The sequence below is a fragment of the Geodermatophilus africanus genome (assembly GCF_900107105.1).
Lineage (GTDB): Bacteria > Actinomycetota > Actinomycetes > Mycobacteriales > Geodermatophilaceae > Geodermatophilus > Geodermatophilus africanus.
In genome coordinates, this window is sequence record NZ_FNOT01000004.1 from 288139 (window position 1) to 306934 (window position 18796).

Annotated in this window: 17 protein-coding genes and 2 pseudogenes; 6 read left to right on the plus strand and 13 right to left on the minus strand. The window is 75.3% G+C overall.

Features of this window, described 5'->3' with window-relative positions:
* Positions 1 to 4: 4 nt before the first annotated feature.
* Together radA and disA are read left to right on the plus strand one after the other, a co-directional pair.
* Positions 5 to 1372, plus strand: coding sequence for a DNA repair protein RadA (gene radA / locus BLW63_RS09135; protein WP_170856709.1), 1368 nt, complete (start codon positions 5 to 7; stop codon positions 1370 to 1372).
* A 111-nt stretch (positions 1373 to 1483) separates the two neighbouring features.
* Positions 1484 to 2569: a DNA integrity scanning diadenylate cyclase DisA gene (disA, locus tag BLW63_RS09140; protein WP_091154077.1), complete on the plus strand. Its 1086-nt coding sequence runs from the start codon at positions 1484 to 1486 to the stop codon at positions 2567 to 2569.
* 141 nt (positions 2570 to 2710) lie between these two features.
* Here the strand turns inward: disA and BLW63_RS09145 are convergent, their stop codons facing one another.
* Positions 2711 to 3394: a MucR family transcriptional regulator gene (locus BLW63_RS09145; RefSeq protein WP_091154080.1), complete on the minus strand. Its 684-nt coding sequence runs from the start codon at positions 3392 to 3394 to the stop codon at positions 2711 to 2713.
* Positions 3395 to 3471: 77 nt separating this feature from the next.
* Between BLW63_RS09145 and BLW63_RS09150 the strand changes: the two genes are divergently transcribed.
* Positions 3472 to 4371 carry an HhH-GPD family protein gene (locus BLW63_RS09150; protein WP_091154083.1) on the plus strand — a complete coding sequence of 300 codons (900 nt, stop codon included), beginning with the start codon at positions 3472 to 3474 and terminating at the stop codon, positions 4369 to 4371.
* A 433-nt stretch (positions 4372 to 4804) separates the two neighbouring features.
* On the opposite strand, the gene BLW63_RS09155 is transcribed toward BLW63_RS09150, so the two are convergent.
* The 11 genes from BLW63_RS09155 to BLW63_RS09205 form a co-directional block, all read right to left on the minus strand.
* Positions 4805 to 7333, minus strand: coding sequence for an ATP-dependent Clp protease ATP-binding subunit (locus BLW63_RS09155; RefSeq protein WP_091154087.1), 2529 nt, complete (start codon positions 7331 to 7333; stop codon positions 4805 to 4807).
* A 280-nt stretch (positions 7334 to 7613) separates the two neighbouring features.
* Positions 7614 to 7895, minus strand: a complete 282-nt coding sequence (locus BLW63_RS09160; protein WP_244522457.1) for a hypothetical protein — start codon at positions 7893 to 7895, stop codon at positions 7614 to 7616.
* Positions 7892 to 8215 carry a hypothetical protein gene (locus BLW63_RS09165; protein ID WP_091154091.1) on the minus strand — a complete coding sequence of 108 codons (324 nt, stop codon included), beginning with the start codon at positions 8213 to 8215 and terminating at the stop codon, positions 7892 to 7894. Before BLW63_RS09165 ends, BLW63_RS09160 begins: the two co-directional genes overlap by 4 nt.
* Positions 8216 to 8440: 225 nt before the next feature.
* Positions 8441 to 8794 (minus strand): histone-like nucleoid-structuring protein Lsr2, encoded by a 354-nt coding sequence (locus BLW63_RS09170; RefSeq protein WP_091154094.1) that lies wholly within the window; start codon positions 8792 to 8794, stop codon positions 8441 to 8443.
* Positions 8795 to 8925: 131 nt separating this feature from the next.
* Positions 8926 to 10443: a lysine--tRNA ligase gene (gene lysS / locus BLW63_RS09175; RefSeq protein WP_091154097.1), complete on the minus strand. Its 1518-nt coding sequence runs from the start codon at positions 10441 to 10443 to the stop codon at positions 8926 to 8928.
* Between the two features lie 26 nt (positions 10444 to 10469).
* Positions 10470 to 11255, minus strand: coding sequence for a type III pantothenate kinase (locus BLW63_RS09180; RefSeq protein WP_091154102.1), 786 nt, complete (start codon positions 11253 to 11255; stop codon positions 10470 to 10472).
* Between the two features lie 3 nt (positions 11256 to 11258).
* Positions 11259 to 12212: a carboxylating nicotinate-nucleotide diphosphorylase gene (gene nadC / locus BLW63_RS09185; protein ID WP_244522458.1), complete on the minus strand. Its 954-nt coding sequence runs from the start codon at positions 12210 to 12212 to the stop codon at positions 11259 to 11261.
* Complete coding sequence (locus BLW63_RS09190) at positions 12209 to 13882, minus strand: L-aspartate oxidase (RefSeq protein WP_091154105.1); 1674 nt, start codon at positions 13880 to 13882, stop codon at positions 12209 to 12211. The genes nadC and BLW63_RS09190 overlap by 4 nt, the downstream gene beginning before the upstream one ends.
* Positions 13879 to 14433, minus strand: a complete 555-nt coding sequence (panD, locus tag BLW63_RS28540; RefSeq protein WP_280140506.1) for an aspartate 1-decarboxylase — start codon at positions 14431 to 14433, stop codon at positions 13879 to 13881. Before panD ends, BLW63_RS09190 begins: the two co-directional genes overlap by 4 nt.
* Before the next feature lie 8 nt (positions 14434 to 14441).
* A complete protein-coding gene (gene panC, locus BLW63_RS09200; protein WP_091154107.1) occupies positions 14442 to 15311 on the minus strand; it encodes a pantoate--beta-alanine ligase in 870 nt (289 codons plus the stop codon).
* A 28-nt stretch (positions 15312 to 15339) separates the two neighbouring features.
* Entirely contained in the window at positions 15340 to 16299 is a 960-nt protein-coding gene (locus BLW63_RS09205; RefSeq protein ID WP_091154110.1) for a Rossmann-like and DUF2520 domain-containing protein, read from the minus strand.
* Between BLW63_RS09205 and BLW63_RS27870 the strand changes: the two are divergent.
* The 3 genes and pseudogenes from BLW63_RS27870 to BLW63_RS09210 form a co-directional block, all read left to right on the plus strand.
* Positions 16220 to 16708, plus strand: a pseudogene (locus BLW63_RS27870) (SDR family NAD(P)-dependent oxidoreductase); the annotation flags it as partial. The gene BLW63_RS09205 and the pseudogene BLW63_RS27870 overlap by 80 nt on opposite strands.
* Positions 16709 to 16815: 107 nt before the next feature.
* A pseudogene (locus tag BLW63_RS28545) lies at positions 16816 to 16881 on the plus strand (hypothetical protein); the annotation flags it as partial.
* A gap of 70 nt (positions 16882 to 16951) precedes the next feature.
* A complete protein-coding gene (locus tag BLW63_RS09210) occupies positions 16952 to 17317 on the plus strand; it encodes an SDR family oxidoreductase (protein ID WP_280140508.1) in 366 nt (121 codons plus the stop codon).
* Between the two features lie 67 nt (positions 17318 to 17384).
* On the opposite strand, the gene BLW63_RS09215 is transcribed toward BLW63_RS09210, so the two are convergent.
* A complete protein-coding gene (locus BLW63_RS09215; RefSeq protein WP_091154114.1) occupies positions 17385 to 18758 on the minus strand; it encodes a coiled-coil domain-containing protein in 1374 nt (457 codons plus the stop codon).
* Between the last annotated feature and the right edge of the window lie 38 nt (positions 18759 to 18796).

An 18796-nucleotide genomic window follows, 5' to 3' on the forward strand; every position in this document is an offset into this window, starting at 1 on the left:
AGGGGTGCCACCTGCCGGAGTGAGGTCCCGCCCCGCCCACCGCTGCACCGAGTGCGGCTACGCCTCCGCCAAGTGGGTCGGCCGGTGCCCCGAGTGCCAGGCCTGGGGGACGATCCAGGAGGTCGGCACCCCCGCCTCCCCGCTGCGCGCCGTCGCTGCCGGTCCGGTGACCGCGCCGGCGGTGCCCATCGCGCAGGTCGAGCTCGCCGCCGCCCGCGCGGTGCCCACCGGCATCGAGGAGTTCGACCGCGTCCTCGGTGGCGGACTGGTGCCCGGCGCGGTGCTGCTCGTGGCCGGCGAGCCGGGCGTGGGCAAGTCGACGCTGCTGCTCGAGGTGGCCCACCGGGTGGCCGCCACGAACGGTCCCGCCCTCGTCGTGTCCGGCGAGGAGTCCGCGGCCCAGGTGCGGCTGCGGGCCGAGCGGATCGGCGCACTGCACGACCGGCTCTACCTGGCCGCCGAGTCCGAACTGTCGGCGGTCCTCGCGCACGTCGACGAGGTCGCGCCCTCGTTGCTGGTCCTCGACAGCGTGCAGACCGTGCGCTCCCCCGCTGTCGAGGGCACCGACGGCGGCGCCACGCAGGTGCGGGCGGTCGCCAGCGCCCTCACCGGCATCGCGAAGAGCCGCGGGATGACGACGATCCTGGTCGGCCACGTCACCAAGGACGGCGCGATCGCCGGGCCGCGCGCCCTGGAGCACCTCGTCGACGTCGTCGTCTCCTTCGACGGCGAGCGGCACTCGACGCTGCGCCTGATCCGGGCGATGAAGAACCGCTTCGGCCCGGCCGACGAGATCGGCTGCTTCGAGATCGGCGACACCGGCGTGGTCGGCGTCCCCGACCCCTCGCACCTGTTCGTCTCCCGCCGCGCCGCGCCGGTGCCCGGCAGCTGTGTCACGGTGACCATGGAGGGCAGCCGGCCGCTGCTGGCCGAGGTCCAGGCGCTGGTCGCGTCCAGCAGCGGAGGCGGCGGCTCCCCGCGGCGGGCGGTCAGCGGGCTGGACTCCCAGCGGGTGGCCATGGTCAACGCGGTGGTCGAGCGGCGGGGCGGGGTCAGGCTCGCCGACGCCGACGTCTTCGCCGCCTCCGTCGGCGGGGTGCGCATCGCCGAGCCCGCGGCCGACCTCGCGCTGGCGCTGGCGATCGCGTCGGCGGCCAAGGACGTCCCGCTGCCCCGCGGCCTGGTCGCCGTCGGCGAGGTGGGGCTGTCCGGGGAGATCCGGCGGGTCGGCGGCACCGGCCGGCGGCTGGCCGAGGCGGCCCGGCAGGGGTACAAGGTCGCGCTCGTCCCGGAGGACGCCGGCAGTGCGCCCAAGGGCCTGCGGCTGGTCGAGGTCCCCGACCTCGGGGCGGCCTTCGCCCGTCTGTTCTGAGGCCTGCGGGGCCCGTGGTCCCGGGCGCCGGTGAGGTGGGTCACCGGCGCCCGCCAGTACCGTTGGAGCACGTAGACTCAGCCGCCACCACGTCGAACGTCAGGAGCGCTCGTGCCCCCCGCTGTGGACTCCGAGGTCGCGCTCCGCGAACTGCTCGGCCGCATCGCACCGGGCACGGCGCTGCGTGACGGGCTGGAGCGCATCCTGGCCGGCCGGACGGGCGCGCTCATCGTGCTCGGCTACGACCGCGTCGTCGAGTCCATCTGCACCGGCGGGTTCGCCCTCGACGTCGCCCTCTCCGCCACCCGGCTGCGCGAGCTGGCCAAGATGGACGGCGCGGTGATCGTCTCCTACGACGGCAGCCGGATCGTGCGGGCCGGCGTCCACCTGATGCCCGACCCGACCGTCCCCACCGAGGAGTCGGGCACCCGCCACCGCACCGCCGAGCGGGTCGCCATCCAGACGGGTTTCCCGGTGATCTCGGTGAGCCAGTCGATGCACATCATCAGCGTCTACGTGGCCGGACGGCGCTACACGCTGGAGCACCCGACGACGATCCTGGCCCGCGCCAACCAGGCGCTGGCCGCGCTCGAGCGGTACAAGCTGCGCCTCGACGAGGTGGCCAGCACGCTGTCGGCACTGGAGATCGAGGACCTCGTCACCGTCCGCGACGCGATGAGCGTCAGCCAGCGGCTGGAGATGGTCCGCCGGATCGCCGACGAGATCGAGGGCTTCGTCGTCGAACTGGGCACCGACGGGCGGCTGCTGGCGCTGCAGCTCGACGAGATGCTCGCCGGGGTGGAGGAGGACCGCGCCCTGCTGGTGCGCGACTACGTGCCCTCCGGGCTCCGCCGTCCCAGGAGCATCGACGAGGTGCTGGCCGACCTCCGCGCGCTCTCGGCCACCGAGCTGCTCGACCTCTCCGCAGTGGCCCGCTGCTACGGCCTGCCGACCTCCGCCGACGCGCTGGACTCCCCCGTCAGCCCCCGGGGCTACCGCCTGCTGGCCCGGGTGCCGCGGCTGCCGGCCGGGATCATCGACCGCCTCGTGGACCACTTCGGCGGGCTGCAGAAGCTGCTCGCGGCCACCATCGAGGACCTGCTGGCCGTCGAGGGCGTGGGCGAGGCCCGCGCCCGCGGCATCCGCGAGGGCCTCTCCCGGCTGGCCGAGACCTCGATCCTCGACCGCTACAGCTGAGGCCTCCCTCCAGGGCCCGCGACGAGCTCGCGAGTCGTGGGGAGGCGGTCCTTCCGCCTGTCCTCCCCATCCCTCGCAGGCTCGGAACGGGGCCCCGATGGCCCTGCAAGGCGCCGGGTGCCCATGGGACAGGGTCCTCCCTCAGCTGATCGTGAAGGGCACCTCGGCGCTGACCTCCGTGTCGAGCCGGCCACGCACCGCGTACTGCCCCGGGGCCGGCGTCGTCCGCTCGGCCGTGCAGGACGGCTCGCTGGTCAGCCCGCCCCACACCAGCGGGAAGGTCACCGATTCCCCCGGCGCGAGGGTGCGGGTGTCGCTGCTGGACTCCGGGAAGCAGTCGTTGCTCCCCCACACCCGGTTGCCGCCCCCGTCGAGCAGCAGCACCTCCTGCAGGCCGGCGTCGAGCACCCGGACGCAGGGCACCGTCGAGACGTTGGTGACCACCAGCTCGAAGGTGGGCTTGCCGCCGACCGGCGCGCTGCCGGGGGTGCGCACCGCCAGCTCGATCATGTCGTCACTGCAGGGGCCGCCCGGGGTCGGAGCCGGCTCGGGCGCCGGCTCGGCGGGCGGTTCGGGTGCCGGCGTCGGGGTCTGCACGCTGGCCAGGGACGGCACCACCCGCTCCAGGGCGGGGGGCTCGGCGGCCGGTTCCGCGGTGGGCGACGTCGTGGCCGCCGCGGTCGCCGTCCCGCCGCTCCCACTGCCGGTCAGCGCAGCGACGAGCAGCCAGCCCCCGCCGCCGAGCACCGCCAGCAGCAGGGTCAGCACCAGCAGCCGCCGCCTCCAGTAGACCGCCGCGGGCAGGGGGCCGACGGGGTGCAGCACGCCGAGAACCGTAGTGCGCGGCGGCCCGCTGACCTGCGGCGGCACGCCGACCCCGGGGCGCGGCACACTGGGACCCCGTGGACAGCCCGGCCCGCGCCCTCCCCCCGTCGTCCGCCCCGATCGGCGAGGTCCTCGTCGACTGGTTCGCCGGCGCCGCGCGCGACCTGCCGTGGCGCCGGCCGGACACCGACCCGTGGGCCGTGCTGGTCAGCGAGGTGATGCTGCAGCAGACGCCGGTCGCCCGCGTCGAGCCGGTGTGGCGGGAGTGGGTGACGCGCTGGCCCACCCCGGCGGCGCTGGCCGCGGCGTCGCCCGCCGAGGTGATCCGGGCCTGGGGGAAGCTCGGCTACCCCCGGCGGGCGCTGCGGCTGCGGGAGACCGCGGTCGCCCTCACCGAGCGGCACGGCGGCGTCGTCCCCGCCGACGTGGCGGCGCTGGAGGCGTTGCCGGGCATCGGCACCTACACCGCCCGAGCCGTCGCCTGCTTCGGGCACGGGCAGCCGCAGCCGGTGGTCGACACCAACGTGCGGCGGGTGGTCGCCCGGCTGGTGCACGGCCGGGCGGAGGCCGCGCCGGCACGCACCGCCGACCTGACCGATGTCGCGGCACTCGCGCCGGCCGACCCCGGGCGGGCGGTGCGCTTCGCGGTGGCGGTCATGGAGCTCGGCGCGCTGGTGTGCGTGGCCCGGACGCCGCGCTGCGCGGCCTGCCCGGTGCGCGGCGACTGCGCCTGGCGGCTGGCGGGCTACCCGGCGTCCGACGGTCCGCCCCGTCGGGTGCAGAGGTTCGCCGGCACGGACCGGCAAGTGCGCGGCCGGCTCCTGGACGTGCTGCGGGCCGCTGAGGGGCCCGTGGCGGCACCGGAGCTCGACGCCGCGTGGGACGACGCCGCTCAGCGATCTCGCTGCCTGGACTCGCTGGTCGCCGACGGGCTGGTCGAACAGACCGCCGACGGCCGCTTCACCCTGCCCGCCTGAGGTCGCTGCCCCGCCCGACCGCCTCCTGGCGTTGATCATGGGATCGTCGCGCGCTGCTGCGGCACGTCGCCGCGTGTCGCCTGCACCAACCCCATGATCAACCGTCGGCTGTGAGGACCGCCGGCTGACTGCGCGCCGAGGTACGCCGTTGGACGCGGTCACGCAGTCGGCCGCGTGTGGGGCAGCGGCCGGCAGGACGCCGAGCGAGGCGGTGGCCTGACCATCGGCGGGTGGCTGATCGACGCGCCGGCAGGAGCCGCCACGCGCCGATGGTGGGGCAGCCGGTCATCGGCGGTCGGGACGACACCCGGCCGCGTCGTCCGGGCGAGCATGACGAAGGGGCCGCCTCCCGGCTGGGAGACGGCCCCTGTCGCTGGCCCCGTCCAGAGGCTCGCCCCGAGCTCGCGAGGGGTGAGGAGGACGGGGGCCTCCGTCACTCGGCCTGGGCGGCCGGACCCTCCTCGTCGCCGCCCGAGAGGGCGACCGGCGGGGTGTCGGGCACGTCGATCGGCTTGGCCTCGCCGCGGAACGTGAACCGCTGCTCGGCGCCCTCGCCCTCGACGTCCACCACGATGATCTGACCGGCGGTCAGCTCGCCGTAGAGGATCTTCTCCGACAGCGCGTCCTCGATCTCGCGCTGGATGGTCCGGCGCAGCGGCCGGGCACCGAGCACCGGGTCGAACCCGCGGGCCGCCAGCAGCTTCTTGGCGTCCTGCGTGATCTCCAGCGACATGTCCTTGTTCGCCAGCTGGCCCTCCACGCGGGCGACCATGAGGTCGACGATCTCGATGATCTCTTCCTCGGTCAGCTGGTGGAACACGACGATGTCGTCGATGCGGTTGAGGAACTCCGGCCGGAAGTGCTGCTTGAGCTCCTCGTTGACCTTGTTCTTCATCCGCTCGTAGTTGGACTGACTGTCGTTGCCGACCTGGAAGCCCAGCCCCACGGCCTTGGAGATGTCCCGCGTCCCGAGGTTGGTCGTGAGGATCAGGATCGTGTTCTTGAAGTCCACGATCCGGCCCTGACCGTCGGTGAGCCGGCCGTCCTCCAGCACCTGCAGGAGCGTGTTGAAGACGTCCGCGTGCGCCTTCTCGATCTCGTCGAAGAGGACCACCGAGAACGGCTTGCGCCGCACCTTCTCGGTCAGCTGGCCGCCCTCGTCGTAGCCGACGTAGCCGGGAGGGGCACCGACGAGCCGCGACACGGTGAAGCGGTCGTGGAATTCACCCATGTCGATCTGGATGAGCGCGTCGTCCTCACCGAACAGGAACTGGGCCAGTGCCTTCGCCAGCTCCGTCTTACCGACACCCGAGGGGCCGGCGAAGATGAAGGAGCCACCCGGACGGCGCGGGTCCTTGAGGCCCGCCCGCGTGCGCCGGATCGCCTGGCTGACGCTCTTGATGGCCTCTTCCTGGCCGATGATCCGCTTGTGGAGCTCGTCCTCCATGCGCAGGAGACGGGTGGTCTCCTCCTCCGTGAGCTTGAAGACGGGGATGCCGGTCCAGTTGGCCAGCACCTCGGCGATCTGCTCGTCGTCGACCTCGGCGACGACGTCCATGTCGCCGGCCTTCCACTGCTTCTCGCGCTCGGCCTTCTCGCCCAGGAGCTGCTTCTCCTTGTCGCGCAGCGACGCGGCCTTCTCGAAGTCCTGCGCGTCGATCGCCGACTCCTTCTCCCGGCGGATGGCCGCGATCCGGTCGTCGAACTCGCGCAGGTCCGGCGGGGCGGTCATCCGCTTGATCCGCATCCGGGCACCGGCCTCGTCGATCAGGTCGATCGCCTTGTCCGGGAGGAAGCGGTCGGAGATGTACCGGTCGGCCAGCGTCGCGGCGGCGACGAGCGCGCCGTCGGTGATGCTGATCCGGTGGTGCGCCTCGTACCGGTCGCGCAGCCCCTTGAGGATCTCGATCGTGTGGGTGAGCGTCGGCTCGCCCACCTGGATCGGCTGGAAGCGGCGCTCGAGGGCGGCGTCCTTCTCCAGGTGCTTGCGGTACTCGTCGAGCGTGGTGGCGCCGATGGTCTGCAGCTCACCGCGGGCCAGCATCGGCTTGAGGATGCTGGCGGCGTCGATCGCGCCCTCCGCGGCACCGGCCCCGACGAGGGTGTGGATCTCGTCGATGAACAGGATGATGTCGCCGCGGGTGCGGATCTCCTTGAGGACCTTCTTCAGCCGCTCCTCGAAGTCACCGCGGTAGCGGGAGCCGGCGACGAGGGCGCCGAGGTCGAGGGTGTAGAGCTGCTTGTCCTTCAGCGTCTCGGGGACCTCGCCCTTGACGATCGCCTGGGCCAGGCCCTCGACGACGGCGGTCTTGCCGACACCGGGCTCGCCGATGAGGACGGGGTTGTTCTTGGTCCGCCGCGAGAGGACCTGCATGACCCGCTCGATCTCCTTGGCCCGCCCGATGACCGGGTCGAGCTTGGAGTCGCGCGCGGCCTGGGTCAGGTTGCGGCCGAACTGGTCGAGCACCAGCGAGGTGGACGGCGTGCCCTCGGCCGGGCCGCCGGCCGCGGCCGGCTCCTTGCCCTGGTAGCCCGAGAGCAGCTGGATGACCTGCTGGCGGACGCGGTTGAGGTCGGCGCCCAGCTTCACCAGCACCTGGGCGGCGACGCCCTCGCCCTCGCGGATCAGGCCGAGCAGGATGTGCTCGGTGCCGATGTAGTTGTGGCCCAGCTGCAGCGCCTCGCGCAGCGACAGCTCGAGCACCTTCTTGGCCCGCGGGGTGAAGGGGATGTGTCCGGACGGGGCCTGCTGGCCCTGGCCGATGATCTCCTCCACCTGCTGGCGGACACCCTCCAGCGAGATGCCCAGGGACTCGAGAGCCTTGGCGGCGACACCCTCACCCTCGTGGATCAGCCCCAGGAGGATGTGTTCGGTGCCGATGTAGTTGTGGTTGAGCATCCGGGCCTCTTCCTGGGCCAGGACGACCACGCGGCGGGCTCGGTCGGTGAACCGTTCGAACATCTGCTGCTTCTCCTCTGACCGGCTGGTCCGGCGCTGCCCTCCCCGGTGGGGAGGAGCACCCGACGTCCGTCGGCGCGCGGGGCACCGGTCTTTCCACTGTAGTCGCGGACTCCGACCCTCCGTCGGCACAACAGCCCGTGCGGAGGAGTGGAGCTGCCCGGTCCAACCGATGGTGACCGACCGGTGTTCCGGACCGGTTACGCCGACAGCGGACGGCGCGTCGCCGCCCGGACGGCGACCGGTCCGTCGCGCCCACCGTGGACGTCGGGTCGCGCGTCCCTCAGCAGGTCAGCGCGAGGCAGACCCAGCAGAGCGGCCACTCCTCGTCGCCGTCGTCCGGCCAGACCCACAGCGCCGGGTCGAGGAGGGTGACCGGGGCCAGGCAGAGGGCCCGGCCGGCGACCAGCCCGGCGTCCCCGACGGCGTGCAGCCGGCTGGGCGCCGTCCCACCCCAGGGCGACCGCGGCGCCGCCGCGTCCACGCCGACGGTCCAGCGGTCCTGGCGCGGGGAGGCGGCGGGACGGCGTCCGGCGGCCGACCAGGGCCCCTCGACGGTGCTCACTCGACCACCAGCCGGACGCCCTCGGCGGCCAGCGTGTCGGCGAGCCGGGCGAGCAGCTCGCGGGCGGCGTCGTCGGCGGTGGCCAACGGCCGGAGCCGGACGGTGACCTGCCGGTGCCCCCGGCGCTGGAGGGCGACGATGCTGCCGCACAGCAGGTCCGCGGCGAGGACGTCGAGGTGTCCGCGCGCCCGGACGACGCCCTGGCGCTGGTCGAGGCTGGCGGTGAAGGTCGGGGCCTGGGGGAAGGGGTCCACCGTCCCCCGGCCGGTGAGCTCCCCCGGGCCGCGCGGGACGGTCGTCTCGGCCGCGTCCTGGCTCATGCCACAACCGTCACGAACCGGTCCGACACCCCCTAGGGCCGAAAGTCCCTGATCCGGGCCGCCGGTGACGAACAGTGAGCGTCCGACAGCGGTATCGCGGACGACGGCGGCCCGGCACCCTCGGGAGGGTGCCGGGCCGCCGGTCGGCCCTGTACGGCCCCGTCCAGAGGCTCACCGCGAGCCTGCGAGCGGTGAGGAGGACGGGGTCCTTACCGGGGTCCTCTTTCAGTGCGCGGCCTCGTAGGCCTCGACGACGCTGGCCGGGATCCGCCCGCGGTCGCTGACCGCGTGGCCGTTCTTGCGGGCCCAGTCGCGGATCGCACCGGCCTGCTCCCGGTCCATGCGGCCGCCACCGCCGGTGGCGCGCGACCGGCCACCTCCGGAGGCGCGACCGCTGCCGCGACCGACCTTGCGCGCGGCCTGCACGTAGCGGGAGAACGCGTCACGCAGCTCCTGCGCGTTCTTGTCCGACAGGTCGATCTCGTAGCTCGTGCCGTCGAGCGAGAAACTCACCGTCTCGTCAGCGGCGACGTTCTCGTCGAGGTCGTCACTGAGGATGACCTGCACCTTGCGCGCCATTCGCTTCTCCACTCCCACGGGGCTTTCGCCCCGCACTCGCAACCAGTTCTCTCGGTCGGGGAGGACGATAGACCATTCGCGGTAGGAAGAAACACACTACGCACAATGGAGTGAGAAGCAGACGGTCCGGTTCAGGATGGGAGCGGCCGCACCAAGGGGAACAGGATCGTCTCCCGGATGCCCAATCCGGTGAGCGTCATCATGAGCCGGTCCATGCCCATGCCCATGCCACCGGTCGGCGGCATCCCGTACTCGAGCGCCTCGAGGAAGTCTTCGTCGAAAGCCATCGCCTCGGGATCGCCCTTTGCGGCGAGCACGGCCTGGGCGACCAGGCGCTCGCGCTGCGCCACCGGGTCGACCAGCTCGGAGTAGGCCGTCGCCCGCTCGACCCCGGCGACGTAGAGGTCCCACTTCTCGGCCAGTCCCGGATGCGAGCGGTGGGCCCGGGTCAGCGGTGAGGTGTCCAGCGGGTAGTCGACGACGAAGGTCGGTTCCTGCAGCGTGTCCTGCACCAGCGCCTCGAACAGCTCCTCGACCACCTTCCCCGGGACCCAGGCCGGGTCGACGCCGACCTCGTGCCGCTCGGCGAGGGTGCACAGCGCCTCCAGCGGCGTCTCGGGGGTGACCTCCTCGCCGACGGCGTCGGAGACCAGCGTGTAGAGCGGCACCTGCCGCCACTCCCCCGACAGGTCGATCTCGGTGCCGTCGTTGTGCCGCGCGACGTGGTCGCCGAACAGCGCCTCGCAGCACTCCTGGGTCAATTCACGGGTGAGGGTGGCCATCACCTGGTAGTCGGCATAGGCCTGGTACGCCTCGAGCATCGCGAACTCCGGCGAGTGCGTGCTGTCGGCACCCTCGTTGCGGAAGTTGCGGTTGATCTCGAAGACGCGCTCGAGCCCGCCGACGATGCACCGCTTCAGGAACAGCTCCGGCGCGATGCGCAGGTACAGGTCGAGGTCGAATGCGTTCATCTGGGTGCGGAACGGCCGCGCCGCGGCACCGCCGTGCACGGTCTGCAGCATCGGCGTCTCGACCTCGAGATAACCGCGCGCACCCAGCCCCCCGCGCAGCGTCGACATCACGGTGGCTCGCTGCCGGACGGTGCGGCGCGCCTCGTCGCGCACGATGAGGTCGACGTAGCGACGGCGGACCCGCAGTTCCTCGCTCATCGGCTTGTGCGCGACCGGCAGCGGCCGCAGCGCCTTGGCGGTCAGCTGCCAGGAGTCGGCGAACACGGACAGCTCGCCCCGCCGCGACGTGCCCACCTCGCCCTCGACGAACACGTGGTCGCCGAGGTCGACGTCGGCCTTCCAGGCGGCCAGCGACTCCTCGCCCACGCGGTCGAGGGAGAGCATCGCCTGCAGCTCGGCGTCTCCCTCGCGCAGCGTCGCGAAGCACAGCTTGCCGGTGTTGCGGACGAAGATGACCCGGCCGGTGACGCCGACCCGCTCGCCGGTCATCGTGTCGGGCTCGAGGTCGGGGTGCGCCTCCCGGACCTCCGCCAGGGTGGTCGTGCGGGCGACCGTGACCGGGTAGGGGTCGACGCCGGCCTCGCGCATCCGGTCGAGCTTGGCCCGGCGGACGCGGAGCTGTTCGGGGAGTTCGTCGTCGACCGGTGTTCCCGCACCACCCGGGGGCTGCTCACTCACGGGACCCGAGCCTACGGGGAGGCCGGTCAGCGACCCTGGTGGCGCTCGAAGGCCAGCCGCAGCCCGTGCACGGTCAGGTCGGGCTCCCGCTCGCCGATCGACCGGCAGCTGCCGGCCACCAGGGGCGCCAGCCCGCCGGTGGCGACGACGACCGGTGCGTCGCCGAACTGCGCGACGAGCTCGGCGGCGATCCGCGACACCAGCCCGTCCACCAGCCCGGCGAAGCCGAGCACCAGGCCCGACTGCAGCGCGGCGACGGTGTTCTTGCCGATCGCGTGCGCCGGCACGCTCAGCTCCACCGACCGCAGCTGCGCCGCGCGGGTGGCCAGCGCCTCGAGGCTGACCTCGACGCCGGGGGCCAGCGCGCCGCCGAGGAACTGCCCCTGGGGCCCCACCGCGTCGACGTTGGTGGAGGTGCCGAAGTCGACGACGACGACCGGGCGGCCGCTGCCGTCGGGACGCCGTCCGTACAGCTCGTGCGCGGCCAGCGCGGTGACCACGCGGTCGGCGCCGACCTCGCGCGGGTTGTCCACGTGCAGGGGGACGCCGGTCCGCACGCCCGGCCCGATGAGGACGACGGGCACGTCCAGGGAGTCGAGCAGGGTGCGCAGCGCCGGCAGCAGCGCGGGCACCGTCGAGCAGGCCGACACCCCGGTGACCTGGGTGTCGCGCAGCAGCCCGCGCCACAGCATCCGCAGCTCGTCGCTGGTCGCCCGCGGCGCCGTGGTCACCCGCCAGCCGCCGACCAGGCGCGCGCCGTCGAAGGTGGCCAGGACGGTCTGGCTGTTGCCGACGTCGACGGTGAGCAGCACCGGTCAGCCCGCCCGCAGGTCGAGGGCGAGGTCGAGGATCGGCGCGGAGTGGGTCAGCCCGCCGACCGAGAGGTAGTCGACGCCGGTCTCGGCGACCGCCCGGGCCACCTCGAGGGTCAGCCCGCCGGTCGCCTCGAGCTCGGCCCGGCCGCCGACCAGGGCCACGACCTCGCGCAGCGTGTCGGGCGACATGTTGTCGCAGAGCAGGAAGTCCGCGCCGGCCTCGACCGCCTCGACCGCCTGGGCGGGCACGTCGACCTCGACCTGCACCGCCACCCGCGGCGCCCGCTCCCGCACCGCGGCGACGGCGGCGGCCACCGAGCCGGCGGCGGCGACGTGGTTGTCCTTGACCATGGCGACGTCGTAGAGCCCCATGCGCTTGTTCGACCCGCCGCCACAGCGGACGGCGTACTTCTCCAGCGGCCGCAGTCCCGGCGTGGTCTTGCGGGTGTCGAGCACGACCGCGCCGGTGCCCTCGACCGCGTCCACCCAGCGGCGGGCGAGGGTGGCGATGCCGCTGGCCCGGCCGGCGATGTTCAGCGCGCTGCGCTCGGCGGCCAGCAGTGCGCGCACCGGCCCGCGGACGGTCAGCAGCACGTCGCCCCGCGCCACCCGGTCGCCGTCGGTGGCGCCGGCGGTGAGCGTGGCGCCCGGAGCCAGCCGGGTGAAGACGCGGGCGGCGACCGGCAGGCCGGCGACGACGCCGTCGGCGCGGGCGACCAGGTCGGCGGTGCCCAGCTGGGCGGCCGGCACGGTGGCGGCGCTGGTGACGTCGTGGGCGACGGCCAGGTCCGGGGCACTGGGCAGGGGCGCGCCGCCGGTGAGGTCCTCGGCCAGGGTGCGCTCGACCAGCTCGGCCACCCACGCCTCGGCCAGGCCGGTGCCCTCCAGCGAGCGCGCGTCGACGGTCACCGTCTCACCCCGCCCGCCCAGCGGCGAGCTCGCACGCTCGCTCACCACCCCTGCACCACCGCAGCCCCCACCGGGCGGCGGGTCACCTGCAGGGCGCCGTCGTCCTCGAGCCGTACGTCCAGGTGCACCCGCCAGTCCTCCTCGGTCCCGGGGTGGTCCTCCCGCCAGTGGCAGCCGCGGGTCTCCTCGCGGGCCGCGGCCGCGGTCGCCAGCGCGCCGGCGACGGTCAGCAGGTCGGTGGCCTCCCAGCCGGCCACGCCCGGCGCGACGTCCGGGCCGAGCCCCTCGGCCAGAGCGGCGAGCCGCCCGGTCGCCTCGGCCAGCCCCGCGCCGCTGCGCAGCGCGCCGACGCGCGCCGACATCGTCTCGGTCACCACGCGGCGGCCGCCGGGGTCGAGCAGCCCGGACGACGCGGCCGCCGACGCCACGGCGGGGGCGGACGGCGGCAGGGCCGCGGCGAGCTCCGCGCCGATGCGGGCGGCGAAGACCAGGCCCTCGAGCAGCGAGTTCGACGCCAGCCGGTTGGCGCCGTGCACGCCGGTGCAGGCGACCTCGCCGCAGGCGTACAGCCCGGGCACCGTCGTCCGGCCGGCCAGGTCGGTGACCAGGCCGCCGGAGGCGTAGTGCGCCGCCGGGGTGACCGGGACCAGGTCGGTGACCGGGTCGACGCCGGCCGCGCGGCAGCTGGCCACGATCGTCGGGAACCGCCGGGCCACGTCCGGGAGGCCGCGCGCGTCGAGCCAGACGTGGTCGACACCGTCGCGCAGCTGCACCCGGGTGATGGCCTTGGCCACGACGTCGCGGGGGGCCAGCTCGGCCAGCGGGTGGACGCCGAGCATGAACCGCTCCCCCGCCCCGTCGCGCAGCACCGCGCCCTCGCCCCGCAGCGCCTCGCTGACCAGCGGCTGCTGACCGCGGGCGCCCGGGCCCAGGTACAGGGCGGTGGGGTGGAACTGGACGAACTCCAGGTCGGTCGCCACCGCGCCGGCGCGCAGGCCGAGGGCGACGCCGTCCCCCGTGGAGACCGGCGGGTTGGTGGTCGCGGCGTAGACCTGGCCCATGCCGCCGGTGGCGAGCACGACCGCGCGGGCGCGCACCGCGCCGACGCCGTCCGCGCTGCCCTCGCCCAGCACGTGCAGGGTCACGCCCGCGGCGCGGCCGGTGGCGTCGGTGAGCAGGTCGAGCACCATGGCGTGCTCGACGAGGGTGACGCCCGGGTCGGCGCGGACGGCGTCCTGCAGCGCGCGCTGCACCTCCGAGCCGGTGGCGTCGCCGCCGGCGTGCACGATCCGGTCGGCGGAGTGCCCGCCCTCGCGGGTGAGCAGCAGCCGGCCGGTGGGGTCGCGGTCGAACGCGGCGCCCCAGTCGATCAGCTGGCGCAGCCGCCCGGGGCCCTCGTACACCAGCAAGGAGACCGCGTCGGGCTCGCACAGCCCCACCCCGGCGACCTCGGTGTCGCGGGCGTGCGCCTCCGGCGTGTCCGCGGGGTCGAGCACGGCGGCGATGCCGCCCTGCGCCCAGCGGGTCGACCCGTCGTCCACCCGGACCTTGGTGACGACGGCGACCGACAGCCCGGCCGCCCGGGCGTGCAGCGCCACGCACAGCCCGGCGATGCCGGAGCCGACGACGCACACGTCGGCGGTCAGCTCCCAGCCGGGCGCCGGTGCGGCCAGCCGGGTGGGCAGACCGGTGACCGGCGCCGCCAGGGACGTCACCGGACCGGGACGCCGCGGTCGCCGCGCCCTTCCGGCCCCCTCCCGGGTCCCGCTCCGAGCATGCGAGGGGCGGGGAGGAGGGGGTCCTCGTGCTCGTCCTGCCCTCCGCTCGCGAGTCCGCGAGGGGACCCGGGACGAGGCCGGGAACCAGTTGCGAGCGGGCTCCGCCGATGGTCCTCTGCGCCCGGGACCGGGGCCGAGGGGTCGCCACCCAGCTCGACGACGCGGTTGGCGGCGTCGACGTGCACGACCCTCGGGACGTGCGACTTCGCCTCGGTCTCGTCCATGAGGCCGTAGCTGATCACGATCACCAGGTCGCCGGGGTGCACCAGGTGCGCGGCGGCGCCGTTGATGCCGATGACGCCGCTGCCCCGCTCGCCGGGGATGACGTAGGTCTCCAGCCGCGCGCCGTTGGTGACGTCGACGATCGCGACCTGCTCGCCCGGGAGGAGGTCGGCGGCGTCGAGCAGGTCCTCGTCGATCGTCACCGAGCCCACGTAGTGCAGGTCGGCCTGGGTGACCGTCGCACGGTGGATCTTGGACTTCAGCATCGTGCGCATCATCGGGTGGCTCCCGAGGGCTGGGCTGGGCGGGCGAGTGTCACAGCGGTGTTGTCGAGCAGGCGGGTGCTGCCGGCACGGGCGGCGACGAGCAAGCGGGCCGGGCCGGCGGCCGGCGGGGGCCCGAGGTCGGGGTCGGTCAGCTCCAGGTAGTCCGGGAGCAGGTCGGGTGCCTCGGCGAGGACGGCGCGGGCGGCGGCCAGGACGGCGTCGGCACCCCGCGGCCCGGCGTCCGCCCCGGCGCGCAGCGCGCGGGAGATCGTGACGGCGGTGGCCCGCTGCTCCGGTGAGAGGTAGCGGTTGCGGGAGGACAGCGCCATCCCGTCGTCCTCACGGACCGTGGGCACGCCGACGACCTCGACACCCAGCGCCAGCTCGCGGGCCATCGCGCGGATGAGCGTGAGCTGCTGGTAGTCCTTCTCGCCGAAGACGGCGAGGTCGGGACGGATCAGGCCGAACAGCGTGGCGACGACGGTCAGCACGCCGGCGAAGTGGCCGGGCCGGACGGCGCCCTCGAGGACGTCGCCCAGGCGGCCGGGGTGGACGGTGACGCCCACCGCGCCGGGCGGGTAGACCTCCTCGACCGGCGGGTGGAGGACGACGTCGGCGCCCTCCTCCGCCAGCGCGGCGAGGTCGGCGTCCCAGGTGCGCGGGTAGCGGTCGAAGTCCTCGCCGGGGCCGAACTGGGTCGGGTTGACGAACACCGAGACGACGACGCTGCCGGCCCGCTCCCGGGCAGCGCGCACGAGCGCCCGGTGGCCCTCGTGCAGCGCACCCATCGTGGGCACCAGTGCGACCGGGCCGGGCAGCCGGGCGACGAGCGTGCGCAGCTCGGCGACGGTCTCCGCGACGGCGGGGGTGCTCCTCACCGGGAGCCCGCGGGTGGAGGGACCACGGTCAGCCCTCCGCTCGCACGCTCGCGAGGGCACCCGGCCCGTGGCCATCGAACAGCTCGACCAGCGGGGAGCCCTCGTGCCGCTTGAGCCGGCCGGTGGCGAGGGCGCGCTCGGTGGTGCGCCGGGCCAGCGCGACGTAGGCCGCGACCGAGTCCGGCGCCCGCTCGGTGAGGGTGTCCAGGTGCCGGCGCACGGTGCCGACGTCCCCGCGGCTGACCGGGCCGGTGAGCCCCCGGTCGCCGCGGCGCAGGCCGTTGTCGAGTGCGGCGGTGAGCAGCGGGGCGAGCACCCGCCCGGGCTCGGCGACGCCCGCGGTGCGCAGCAGGTCCGCGGCCTCGGCGACCAGCGTGACCAGGTGGTTCGCGCCGGTGACCAGCGCGGCGTGGTACAGCCCGCGGTCGGCCTCGGCGACGAAGAACGGCTCGCCGCCCATCTCCAGGACCAGCGTCTCGGCCACCGCCCGGTGCTCCGGGGCGCTGGTGACGCCGAAGGGGGCGCCGGCGAGCCGGTCGGCGTCCTCGGGGGCGCCGGTGAAGGTCATCGCCGGGTGCAGGGCCAGCGGCAGGACGCCGGCCCGCGCGGCGGGGGCGAGGACGGCCAGGCCGTGGGCCCCCGAGGTGTGGAAGGCCAGCTGCCCGGCGCGCCAGATCCCGGTCTCGGCCAGGCCGGAGACCAGACCGGCCAGGCTGTCGTCGGGGACGGTGAGGACCACGAGGTCCGCGGCGGCGACGACCTCGTCGGTGGGTAGCAGCGGCACGCCGGGCAGCAGCCGGGCGGCGCGCTCGGCGGAGGCGGTGGAGAGGCCGGCGGCGGCGACGACGTCGTGGCCGGCGGCGGTGAGGGCGGCGCCGAGGACGGCGCCGACGCGCCCGGCGCCGACGATGCCGACGCGGAGGCGGGCGGGAGCGGAGTCGGCCGGGCTGAGACCGGCAGCGCGGAGCGTCCTGCGGGCAGCAGGCATCGGTGCACCTCTCGTTCCAGTCCCTCGCGGGTACCGGACTCGGTGGTCGCGGACTCCCCCGTCGGAGCCCGTCGGGTGTCACGGCTGTGCGGTGGTGCCGGCGCTGGACCCGCTGCGACCGGAGGTGTCACGCAGGTGTCGCGCCGAACGCGAGTGTGTGACCGGTTCAGGACGTCTGCAACGTCTCACCCCTGATGTGTGGGGCACCTCACAGGGCCACCTACGGTGTCCGGCGGCGACGCGGACGCACGGCGGGAGGAGAGGGGTGGGCACGTTCGAGGGACGGACGGCGCTGGTCACCGGCGGGAGCCGGGGCATCGGCCTGGGGATCGCGCGGAGCCTGGTGGCGCGGGGCGCGCGAGTCGTCGTCACCGGCCGCACGCCCGGCGCGCTGGCCGAGGCGGTGTCCGCGCTGGGCGGCCCGGAGGTGGCGGTGGGCGTCGCCGGCAACGCGGGGACGCCGCGCACGGGGCCGAGGCCGTGCGCACCGCCGTCGACACCTTCGGCGGCCTGGAGGTGCTGGTCGGCAACGTCGGCATCAACCCGGTGTACGGCCCGCTGGTCGACCTCCCGCTGGACGGCTTCCGCAAGATCCTCGACACCAACGTCGTCGGCACCCTGGGCCTGGTCCAGGAGGCGGTGGCGGGCGTGTATGGCCGAGCACGGCGGCTCCGTGCTCGTCGTCGCCTCGGTGGCCGGGCCGAAGGCCTCGCCGATGATCGGCGGCTACGGGGTGAGCAAGGCGGCGCTGGTCAACCTGGTCACCCAGCTCGCCGTCGAGCTCGGCCCGACGGTGCGGGTCAACGCGGTCGCGCCGGCGGTGGTGAAGACCCGCTTCGCAGGGGCGCTCTACGAGGGCTGCGAGGCGGAGGTCGCGGCGCAGTACCCGGTCGGCCGGCTGGGCGTGCTCGAGGACGTCGGCGAGGCCGCGGCCTACCTGCTCGGCGACGGCGCGGGCTGGGTCACCGGCCAGACGCTGGTGCTCGACGGCGGTGCGCTCTCCCGCGGTCCGGCGTGAGGTCCGCGGCCCCCGTGCAGGGGCCCGCCGCGAGCTCGCGAGCGGTGGGGGGCACGGGGGTCCTTGCTCAGCTGAGGCCGAGCACCCGCGCGAGGACGTCGTCGGGCTCGTCGTCCTCGCGGTAGCGGCGTCGGCGGCGCCCGCCGGACGGCGGGGTGAGGCCGCTCTCGGCCAGCAGCTCCGTCAGCCGCCGCCCGGAGTCCTCGCCCGCCGGGACGGGCGCCTCGGCGGCCGGCGCGGCCGCCGTCGGCACGGGGACCGGCGGGCGCTGCCGCTGGGGGGACGGCCGCTCGGTGGCGAGCAGCTCGTCCGGCGCGGGCGGGGCGGCGGGTGCCAGGGCGTCGGTGCGGCGTCGGCTCGGCTCGGTCTCGCCGGACGTCGGGAGGGGCGGCAGCGACCGATCGGCCGGCCGGTCCAACGACGGCGGGGGCGCCTCGGCGGCGGTCGCGTGCCGGGTGTCCCGCGCCTCGGCCGCGGCGTCGGGCTCGATCAGCGACCGCCCGGCCAGCCAGTCCAGCGGCGGGGGCGGCGGGGCGGGCGCGCGGCGCGGCTCGGCGCGGACCTGCGCCACCTGGCGGGTGCCGGGGCCCGGCTCGTCGGCCCGCACCGCCGGCAGGGCAGCGGTCAGCTCCGGTGCCGGGGAGGTCCAGCCGTCGGCGTCGACCGTCCGGGGCGCGGGGTGCTCGGGTGCGGCGGCGGGGGCGGTCCGGATGGACTGGGTGCGCAGCAGGACCCGCTCGACGAGCATCTCGCCGGACAGCTGCTCGGTCAGCTCGGCGCGCAGCCGGCCGACGTCGGTGCGCAGCTCGGTCAGGGCGGTGAGATCCAGGCCGGCGAGGGCGGTGCGCAGCTCGGCGAGACCGGTCAGGTCCTGGCGCAGCGCGGCGACCTCGGCCACCTCACGGCGCAGGCCGGCGAGCTGGCCCACCTCCTGCCGCAGCTCCGCCAGCTGGGCCATGTCCCGCCGCAGCTCGCCGACCGAGGCCAGCTCCGCGCGCAGCGCCTCCAGCTCCGTGCGCATCGACTGCTCGGCCGTGCGGCGCAGCTCGTTCTCCACCCGCAGCTCGTGCTCGCGGCGGCCCGCGACCTCCCGTTCGAGCTCGAGCTCGTGCGCCAGCCGCAGCTCGGCCTCGCGCTCGGCGGCCGCGCGTTCGACCTCGGCGCGCTCGACGGCGGCCGCGCGCTCGACGGCCGCCCGCTCGTCGCCGCCGGCCGGGGCGCCCCCCGGGGAGCGCCGGGAGGCGACGAGCGCGGCGAGCACGAACCCCCACGCGGCGGCGACGACGGCCAGCCGGAGCACCCGCGGGTCGTCGGTGAGGAGGACGACGACGGTGGCCGCGACTGCCAGGACGGAGCCCGCGACCAGGCCCAGCGTCCGCAGGCCCGGGGACGCCGGACCCGCAACCGGGTGCGCCGACGCGTCGTCCCGGTCCCCCCGCACGTCGGTCAGCGTAACGGCGCGGAGCCTCCTGACCACGC